General features: G+C 68.9%; 8 protein-coding genes and 1 pseudogene. 3 read left to right on the top strand and 6 right to left on the bottom strand.

Annotated features, from left to right (window positions below):
• Positions 1–1,016, bottom strand: a 1,016-nt coding sequence (locus GRX66_RS13615; protein WP_201293022.1) for a bifunctional folylpolyglutamate synthase/dihydrofolate synthase, incomplete at its 3' end; no start/stop codon positions are given.
• A gap of 183 nt (positions 1,017–1,199) precedes the next feature.
• Here GRX66_RS13615 and GRX66_RS13620 point away from each other — a divergent pair.
• A complete protein-coding gene (locus tag GRX66_RS13620; RefSeq protein ID WP_159527048.1) occupies positions 1,200–2,039 on the top strand; it encodes a hypothetical protein in 840 nt (279 codons plus the stop codon).
• Positions 2,040–2,358: 319 nt separating this feature from the next.
• Positions 2,359–2,595, top strand: a complete 237-nt coding sequence (locus GRX66_RS13625; protein ID WP_159527049.1) for an amphi-Trp domain-containing protein — start codon at positions 2,359–2,361, stop codon at positions 2,593–2,595.
• A gap of 70 nt (positions 2,596–2,665) precedes the next feature.
• On the opposite strand, the gene GRX66_RS13630 is transcribed toward GRX66_RS13625, so the two are convergent.
• Entirely contained in the window at positions 2,666–4,276 is a 1,611-nt protein-coding gene (locus GRX66_RS13630; protein ID WP_159527050.1) for a formyltransferase family protein, read from the bottom strand.
• Between the two features lie 169 nt (positions 4,277–4,445).
• On the opposite strand from GRX66_RS13630, the gene purB reads away from it, so the two are divergent.
• A complete protein-coding gene (purB, locus tag GRX66_RS13635) occupies positions 4,446–5,822 on the top strand; it encodes an adenylosuccinate lyase (RefSeq protein ID WP_159527051.1) in 1,377 nt (458 codons plus the stop codon).
• A 99-nt stretch (positions 5,823–5,921) separates the two neighbouring features.
• On the opposite strand, the gene GRX66_RS13640 is transcribed toward purB, so the two are convergent.
• From GRX66_RS13640 to GRX66_RS13655, 4 genes and pseudogenes are all read right to left on the bottom strand, one after another.
• The gene (locus tag GRX66_RS13640; RefSeq protein ID WP_159527052.1) at positions 5,922–6,566 is read right to left on the bottom strand and encodes a hypothetical protein; all 645 of its coding nucleotides are present in this window, start codon (positions 6,564–6,566) and stop codon (positions 5,922–5,924) included.
• A gap of 203 nt (positions 6,567–6,769) precedes the next feature.
• On the bottom strand, positions 6,770–6,991 hold the full coding sequence (locus GRX66_RS13645; protein ID WP_159527053.1) for a hypothetical protein: 222 nt from the start codon (positions 6,989–6,991) through the stop codon (positions 6,770–6,772).
• A 91-nt stretch (positions 6,992–7,082) separates the two neighbouring features.
• Positions 7,083–7,613 carry a VIT1/CCC1 transporter family protein gene (locus tag GRX66_RS13650; RefSeq protein ID WP_159527054.1) on the bottom strand — a complete coding sequence of 177 codons (531 nt, stop codon included), beginning with the start codon at positions 7,611–7,613 and terminating at the stop codon, positions 7,083–7,085.
• A 31-nt stretch (positions 7,614–7,644) separates the two neighbouring features.
• Positions 7,645–8,720, bottom strand: a pseudogene (locus GRX66_RS13655) (M20/M25/M40 family metallo-hydrolase).
• Positions 8,721–8,826: the final 106 nt, after the last annotated feature.

Genomic DNA, 8,826 nt, shown 5'->3' on the forward strand with positions numbered 1-8,826 from the left:
TCCTTGTCGTGCATCGCGCCGAAGACCAGGTGGAGGTCGTCGTAGTCGAACTCGTCGAGCGTGTCCGCCAGCGCCTCGCACGCGCCGGTGTTGTGCGCGCCGTCGAGCACGACCAGCGGGTCTGTCCCCATGACCTCGAAGCGACCCGGCCAGTAGGCTTTCCGCAGCCCGCGCGCCAGCGTCGCTTCGTCGACGGCCGCGACCTGCCGCGCGAGCGTCGCGGCGATTCCGGCGTTCTCCGCCTGGAAGGCCCCGAGCAGCGGAATCTGTGCGTCCACTGCCCAGTCGTCGCCGGCCAGCGAGACGACTGCCTCGGTGTGGTTCGTCCGGCCCTGGTAGGCCACCTGGACGTCGCTGTCCGCAGTGTCGCCGATTGTGACCACGTCGCCCGCCTGGTCGCGGACTGCAGTCAGCGCCTCGCCGACCGTCGCCGTCACCAGCGGCCCGTCGTCTGGCGCGACGTGGGCCTTGTCGCGTGCGATTTCCTCGATGGTGTCCCCGAGCACGCCGGTGTGTTCGAGGGTCACCGACGTCACCGCGCTCGCCACCGGGTCGACGACGCTCGTCGCGTCGTATCGCCCGCCGATTCCGACCTCCAGCACAGCCACGTCGACGTCCTCGCGACCGAACTGCCACAGCGCCATCGCCGTGACTACCTCGAAGTACGTCGGCGCGTTGCCGTCGGCCGCGCGTTCGTTCACGCGCGGCCGCACCGCCTCCACGAACTCCGTCAGGTCGGCTTTCGAGAGCATGCGGCCGTCGACCCGGACGCGCTCCCTGACGTCGTCGAAGTGCGGCGACGTGTACAGGCCGACCTCGAGGCCGGCCTCACGGAGCGTCGCCTCCAGCAGGCGCGCCGTCGACCCCTTCCCGTTCGACCCCGCCACCTGCACGTACCGCGGCCCCTCGTGGGGGTCGCCGAGGGACGCCAGCAGGTCGGCCGTCGAGTCCGTCCCGGGTTTCGGCCGGTAGCGGCGGAGGTCCAGCAGGAAGTTCGCCGCCTCGTCGTAGCGCATACCCGAACCGAACAGAGGGTTCCGCTTTAGGCTGTCGGACCCCGGTGGAAACGGCCGGTATCCGTCGAGAGCCTGTCGAGAGACGGCCGAAATCAGCCGGGAGCGGTGGGGTACGCACGGATACGTAAAATGGGCATTTGTCCGTACGCAACCACTTTTCCGGAGTACGGCGACCCCTTTCGTATGGAACGTCGAACGTTCCCCGCTTCCGTGTCCGCCGCAGTCCCGCTCGCCCTCGCGGGCTGTATGGGTGGACAGGACGAGCCCTCCAACACGACGACCGAACAGCCCGAGACGACAGAGGCGACTGAGACCACCGAGACCACGGAGAGCCCGGACCAATCAGGGCCGCTGTCGCTGGGCGACGAAGTCAACCTCTCCGGGGACCGCGCGTTCGCCGCCCTGGAGGCCGGTGCGTCCGCGTTCGTGGTGACCCGCGGCCGGGGCGACGACCGCATCCACGCCGTCGCCGAGGAGCGCTACGTCACCGTGAAGTTCGCGCCGTCGGGCATCAGCGACTACGAGACGTTCGTCGAGGAGAACGTCACGCTCGCGCTGAACGGCGAAGAAGAGTTCGGCGACCCCGTGTTCCCGATCGGCGGCGGTCCGAACCGCTTCGACGCGGCGTACTCCATCCCCACCGACCTCACCCCGTACACGGCCACCGTCTCGCTGGAGACCGGGGACGGCTCCGTCGAGTGGGAGTTCGACGCCCGCGACATCGAGGCCATCTCCCAGAACGTCGACTACGAGGTCGGGTCGCTGTCCGCGCCGGAGTCTGTGCCGGCCGGCGAGGACTTCACCGCCGAACTCCCCGTCGACAACGGCGGTGGCGGGCTCACGTTCTACGCCGTCGTCGAGGACACCGCCAACGCGCCGACGCTGGTCTCCGAGGACCTCCCGGCCAGCGAGGAGACAGTCGTCGAGATCGACGCCACGGCACCCGACACCGACGAAGACGCCTTCGAGTTCACCGTGGACTGGGACCACGGCGAGGACTCGACCTCGGTCGCGATCGAGTGACGGCGCGTACCTAAAAGACGCGTTTGTCCCTACCCAACCGACTTGATAGGTCGGACCGTTGAACCGAGTGGAGCGCCACCGGCCCTCCGAAGCCCACTCGAAGCACCCCCTCCTCCCCACACTCGGGGACCCCTCCCGGTCTGTCAATCCCCTGCTGGCGCTCCCACCACCATTCTCTCCGCGGTCTCGGTAGCAGTCTCTCCGCGCCAGATACGACGCCACGGGGTTCTGGCGCGCGAGGGCACCGCCCGGTCGTACTCCCAGACGCTGGAACGGTACGCACGGAGTAACGAAGAACTGGACGGTCGAGGGAGTCCCTATGGCTGAGCGAACGTCGAACGTCGAGTCCCTCGACCGCGAGGCGGCCGCGGACAGACTGGAGGACGTCGCCAGCGCGCTCCGCGAGGGCGACCTGGACATCCACGTCGGGAACAAGACGATACAGCTGCATCCGCCGACGTCCGTCGACTACCAGATCGCGGTCGTCGAACGCAACCCGCGGTTCCGCGGGCGCCGCGAGACCGTCAAAATCAAACTCGACTGGAAACCGGACTGACTCGCTGACGTTCCACGCTCGGGTTCCGGAGTTGGCTCCGGAGGCCAACCGCGTCGGACGTGCCCGGCGGTCAGTCGTGTCGGAAGGTCCGGTGGCCGGTGAACACCATGGCGATGTCGTGCTCGTCGGCCGCCGCGATGACGTCGTCGTCGTTGACGGAGCCGCCCGGCTGGACGACCGCGTCGATGCCCGCGTCGGCAGCGGCCTCGACGCCGTCCGGGAACGGGAAGAACGCGTCCGAGGCCATCACGGCGCCGTCGGCGTCCTTCCCGTCGGCGTCGCGCTCGGACTTCTTCGCGGCGAGCTCGACGGCGTCGACGCGCGACACCTGCCCGACGCCGAGGCCGACCGTCTCGGTGCCGTCCGCGAACAGGATGCCGTTGGACTTCACGTGCTTGAGCACGCGCCACGCGAACAGCATCGTCTCGAGTTCCTCGTCCGTGGGCTCGCGCTCCGTGACGACCTCCAGGTCCTCGCCCGTCGGCGCCCAAAGGTCTCGCTCCTGGACGAGGCGGCCGCCGACGAGGGGTTTCTCGGTCATCGTCTCGGTCACGGCATCCAGTTCGCCGACGTCGAGCACCCGCAAATTGTCCGCCTCGAAGAACGCGTCGAGGGCGTCGTCGGTGTACCCGGGCGCGACGATGACTTCCTTGAACGAGTCCGTGACCAGTTCTGCGGTCGCGGCGTCGCACTCGCGATTCAGGGCGACGACGCCGCCGAACGCGCTCTTGGCGTCCGTCGACAGCGCGTCGGCGTACGCGTCGGCCAGCGAGTCCGCGGTCGCGGCGCCGGCCGGGTTCGTGTGCTTGATGACTGCCGCCGCGGGGTCGTCGAACTCCTTGACGAGGTTGAGCGCGGCGTCGGCGTCGTTGTAGTTGTTGTACGAGAGGGATTTCGCGCCCTCGTTTAGCTGGTCGGCGTGGACGACGCTGGCTTCCTCGCAGGTGTCGTCGCGGTAGACCGCGGCGTCCTGGTGGGGGTTCTCGCCGTACCGGAGCACGTCCGAGCGGTCCGCGCTCGCGGCGTACCGCGACGGCAGGTCCCCGCTCTCGTCGGCGTCGACTGTTACGCCCTCGTCGGCGACGTCGACGGCGTCCTCGGCGAACCACCGGACTGCGCGCGGGTACGCCTGGAACTCCGCGTCGTGGAGCACGCGCTCCTTGAGGTCGCTGGCGTCGTCGTCAGCGAACACAGGGACCGACTCCTGTGTGACGATTGGGCCCGCGTCGATGTCCGCCTCGCGGACGCTGCCGTCCTCGGCGACGGCGTTCGTGACGACGTGGACCGTACACCCGGTGACGGCGACGTCAGCGTCGAGGACTTGCTCGTGGGCGTCCGCACCCGGGAACGAGGGCAGGAGGCTCGGGTGGACGTTCAACGTGGTCGGCATCGCGTCCAGAAACACGTCCGAGAGGATGCGCATGTAGCCGTCCAGGCAGACGAGGTCGACGTCGTAGTCCGCGAGCGCGTCGACGACGCGGCGCTCGTGGTCGCGCCTGGATTCGCCGTCGCGGACCTCGACGACTTCCGTGGGGATGCCGCGCGCCTCGGCGGCGTCGAGCACTGGCGCGTCGGCGTGGTTCGACAGCACGACCGCGAGGTCGGCCCCGCCGGGCCGTCGGTCGTCGATGTGCAGGAGGTTCCGGCCGCGGTTGCTAGCCAGGCCAGCGACGTGAGTCATGCCTGTACGACCGGCCGCCTCCCGCAAAGTGGTTGCGGTTCGACGGCGGCAAGTATGCACGAAAGAGCATAGAAATCGGGCGGAATGGCCGCAATTCGGGAGCGAGTATCCATCCTCGTGGGTTCGCGGGACCGGCAGGCTTTTGCCGCGAGCGCGGCCACTCCGAAGCATGACCGACACCGACGCCCTCTACGCGGTGACGCCGCTTGACGGCCGGTACGCGGGGCGGACTGCGCCGCTGGCCGAGTTCGCGAGCGAGGCCGCGCTGATGCGTGCTCGCGTGCGCGTCGAAGTCGAGTACTTGCTCGCGCTGGCCGACCTCGACGCGGTGGGGCTGGACCTGACGCCGGACGAACGCGGCGCGCTCCGCGAGGCCTACGAGGGCTTCGACGCGGACGACGCCGACCTGATCAAACGCATCGAGACCGAGGGCGCGCGCGGCTACGACGCCACCAACCACGACGTGAAAGCCGTCGAGTACTTCGTCCGGGAGGCCGCACCGGAGCGCTCCCACCCCTGGATTCACTTCGCGCTCACCAGCGAGGACGTCAACAACCTCGCGCACCGCCTGCTCGTCAAGCCCGCCGTCGAGACTGTCCTCGTCCCGGCGCTGCGCGACGTCCGCGACGCGCTGGTCGAGTTCGCACACGACTACGCGGACCTCCCGATGCTCGCGCGAACGCACGGCCAGCCGGCGACCCCGACGACGTTCGGCAAGGAGATGGCCGTCTACGCCGCGCGCCTCGGTCGCGCAATCGCGCGCATCGAAGCCGCCGCGGACGACCTCGCCGGGAAGCTCGCCGGGGCGTCGGGCACCTGGGCCGCCCACGAGGCCGCGTTTCCGGACGTCGACTGGCGGGCGTTCTCCCGCTCGTTCGTCGACTCGCTGGACATCGAGTACGTCGAACCCACCACGCAGGTCAACCCCAGCGACGACCTCGGCGCGCTGTTCGACGCGTTCCGCGGCGCCAACGGCGTCCTGACGGACCTCTCGCTGGACGCGTGGCTGTACGTCTCACAGCGGTACCTCGGCCAGCAGGCCGCCAAGTCCGAGACGGGGTCGTCGACGATGCCGCACAAGGTCAACCCCATCGACTTCGAGAACGCCGAGGGCAACCTCGCGAAGGCCAACAGCGACCTGGCGTTCCTCTCGGCGTACCTCGCGACCAGCCGCCTCCAACGCGACCTCTCGGACTCCACGGTCAAGCGCAACATCGGCGCCGCGCTCTCGTACTGCCTGCTCGCCTACTCGAAACTCGGCGACGGCCTGCGGAAGGTCGTACCGAACGAGGAAGTGATGCGCGAGGACCTGCGCGAGACCCCCGAAGTCATCGGGGAGGCCGTCCAGACGATTCTGCGCCGCGAGGGCCACGGCGACGCCTACGAACGCGTGAAAGAACTCACCCGCGGCGAACGCGTCACCATCGACGACTTCCACGACCTCTTCGAATCCCTGGACGTCGACGAGGGCGTCCGCGAGGAACTATTGGCGCTCACGCCGGAGACCTACACCGGCGTCGGCGGAGACATCGCGCGGGACGCCTGAAAAGGGAGTGGCAGAAACCTGGCAGTCACGCCTCCTCGGCCTGCGTAGGCTCCTTCCAGAGTTGACCTCGGTCGCCGTGTATGGATTCCCTGGCGTATCCTACGAATCTTCGACGGCGAACGTCGCTGCGAGCGCTTCGGCACCTCCATCCGCTTCGACTATCCCCCAGTAGACGAAGCGATAGGTGCCCGATTCGATGGGCGAACAGACGTAATACGCGGAGTTCTGGTGGTTCTCGCGTTGTAGGCCCTCGCGGGCGACAGTGAACGCCCAGTCGAACCCGTCGTCGGGCGCAACTTCGATCCCCTCGTCGATCCACTCGAAGTGGTCAGTGTGGTAGACGGGAATCCACTCGTCGTTTTCGCGTCGGTGGATCTCGTACTTGTATGGTGTGCCGAGGAGGTGGGTCTGGTCGTCGACGTTCCGCAGCGAGAATCCGATGTCGTCACCGAGTGTGACCGCTTCGGTCGACGCTGTCAGTTCGATACCGGCCACTCGCTCGGAAAGCGTCTCACTGCCCGCTACGAACACCGGTTCGACGGTGTCGTCGCTACAGTCGACGGCAGCGTCCGGTGGGTTTCCAGCGATTGTCTGAATCTCCGGGTCGGTCGTCTGGTGTGGGGGTTCCGTCCTGGACTCGGAGGACTGCTGTGTCGTTTCCGAGGGTGACTCGGTGTCGGAGAGGCAGCCTGCGGTCAGGGCGGCCGTCCCCGCAGCCAACACGAGGACGCGACGACGGTTCATATCCCCTCATCTTTCGTAGCCGACAAGTGCTTTTTGACCAGCGAGAGGGCGCACAAAGAAGACGACGCAACTACGCTGCACTCGGTTGGACCGCGAGCCCGATGTCCCACCTGTCGCGTCCCAAGCGCGTCATTAGCGATGTTTTCACGACCGCTCCGAGTCCCTGGGCGTCGACAAGGACGTCAGCGAAGAACTGCTCGCGTTCACGTCGGCCACGAGAACACGAGCAGCCACATCCCAGCGGCGACGAGCGCGACCCCTGCGACTCGTCGGAGCCGTGCCACGCGCGGTGACGGCTCCCCGGTTTCGACGTCGACCACGTGGGACGCAGCCTTGCCGAGGACGCCCGGCTCGATGAACAGCGCCGTCCCGTAGGCGACGCCCGCGAACCCGAGCAGGAACTGCGAGAGCGCGATCGGTGTCACGACACACACCATGGACAGAATGGGGCAAGTGCGTTCCGATTGCCACAATTCAGTGCTTGCGGTCACGGAGACTCCCCATCACGGACGTCCGCTACGCGACTCCGGCCAGCAGTTCCCCGGCCCCGAACGCGACGCCTGCGGCGAGCAGTCCGATGGCGAGCATCTCCGCGCCGGCGAGCCACCAGCGTCGGTCCGTCACGAGACTGCGGCCAGCGCCCACAGCGAAGAACGCCGCCGCCGCGGCGGTCACCGACACCGCGAACTCGCTGTCGAGGCGGAGGACGTACGGCAGCAGTGGCGTCCACCCCGCGACGACGAACGCCCCGAACGTCACGGCGGCGGTGGCGGCGGGCGGCTTGGCGTTCTCCTCGACCGGTTCGCCGGCGGCGGCCCGGTAGTCGAGTTCCGAGCGCCGCGACAGGAAGTTGCTCATCCCCATCGAGAACCCGTCGGCGAGCAGATTCGCAACGCCGAGAATGACGATGACCCGTGGGTCGAGCACGGCGCCCGTCGCGCCCGCGACCACCGCAAACGTCGTCACGATTCCGTCGTTGGCGCCGTAGACTGCCTCCGCGAGGTACTCGCCGCTCGGGCGCGCGTCGTCGAACTGCCGCGTTAGCATACGACTGGCGACGACCCGAGCCCAGAAAAGCCTACACCAGGGCGTCGACGGCGTCGGTCACGATTTCGGCGGCGCGCTCGACGTCCGACCGCCGGACGTACTCGCGCTGACTGTGCGCGACCGGTCCCTCGTCGTCCGCGAGGACGCCCGGCCCGAACACGACCGTCGGCGCGTCGGCCGCGAAGTACGACGCTTCCGTCGCCGCGCCGAACGGCGCGGGGTCCGCGCCGGCGTCGACGAGCGCGTCCGCGACGTGGCTGTCCTCGGGTGTGTCGAACGCTTCGAGGAACGGCGTCTCCCGGGCCGCGGGCTGCACCGACACGTCGACGCCCAGTTCTGTGGGCACCGTCTCGCGGACGTGCGTCTGGAACCCGTCGAAGAACTCGGCCTGGTCTCCGGCGGGACGGTCCGCCGGTCGAAGGTCACCGTGCACTCGTCCGGGATGCGGTTCGCGGCGTCGCCGCCCCGAATCACCGTCGCAGTGAGCGTCGGCGGCCCCAGTTCCGGGTGGTCGGCGACGCCCCGCGACGGGTCGTACGTCCGAATCGCTTCGAGGACGCCCTCGGCCGCCGCGACGGCGTTCGCACCGGACGCCGGTTCGGCGGCGTGTCCGCCCTCTCCGGTGAGTTCGACGGTGCCCTGAAATCGGCCGCGAGCGCCCGTGCAGACCGCGAGATCCGTGGGTTCGCCCACGACGTAGCCGTCGGCGTCCAGGTCCAGCGCGTCCGCGCCCATCGAGTCCGTCTCCTCGTCGGGCGTGATGACCAGCGTCACGCGGCCGTCCTCTGGGTCGACCGCGAAAAATGCCGCGAGCAGCGCCGCGAGCGGGCCCTTCGCGTCGCAGGAGCCGCGCCCCGACACCACGTCGCCGTCCCGCGAGAGCGGCACGTGGGGCGGCACGGTGTCGATGTGCGTGTTGAGGACGACGTGTGGGCGGCCGCTCCCGCGGGACGCGAGAACGTTCCCGGCTGCGTCGACGGTCGGGTCCTGGCCGTGCTCGCGCAGCGTCTCGCAGAGCAGTTCGCGCATCTCGGCGACGTCCTCGTGGGACGGCGTCCGGACCGCTCGCTCGTGGAACGCGAGGACGTCGAAGTCCGCCTCAGGCATCGAGGTGGCGCGCGGAGACGGTTTCGGCCTCCCCACCGAGTTCGTGTTCGGTCGGCCCGCGGAGCGTCGCCCGGCCGTCGGTCAGGTCGACGTGGAGTTCGCCGCC

It is taken from the genome of Halobacterium bonnevillei, from assembly GCF_009831555.1.
Taxonomy (GTDB): domain Archaea; phylum Halobacteriota; class Halobacteria; order Halobacteriales; family Halobacteriaceae; genus Halobacterium; species Halobacterium bonnevillei.

Bases quoted from the DNA above. Each gene is read 5' to 3' on its own strand.
- GRX66_RS13650 (WP_159527054.1), bottom strand. From the start codon at position 7,613: ATGCTAACGCGGCAGTTCGACGACGCGCGCCCGAGCGGCGAGTACCTC.
- GRX66_RS13620 (WP_159527048.1), top strand. From the start codon at position 1,200: ATGGAACGTCGAACGTTCCCCGCTTCCGTGTCCGCCGCAGTCCCGCTC.
- GRX66_RS13625 (WP_159527049.1), top strand. From the start codon at position 2,359: ATGGCTGAGCGAACGTCGAACGTCGAGTCCCTCGACCGCGAGGCGGCC.
- GRX66_RS13640 (WP_159527052.1), bottom strand. From the start codon at position 6,566: ATGAACCGTCGTCGCGTCCTCGTGTTGGCTGCGGGGACGGCCGCCCTG.
- GRX66_RS13630 (WP_159527050.1), bottom strand. From the start codon at position 4,276: ATGACTCACGTCGCTGGCCTGGCTAGCAACCGCGGCCGGAACCTCCTG.
- purB (WP_159527051.1), top strand. From the start codon at position 4,446: ATGACCGACACCGACGCCCTCTACGCGGTGACGCCGCTTGACGGCCGG.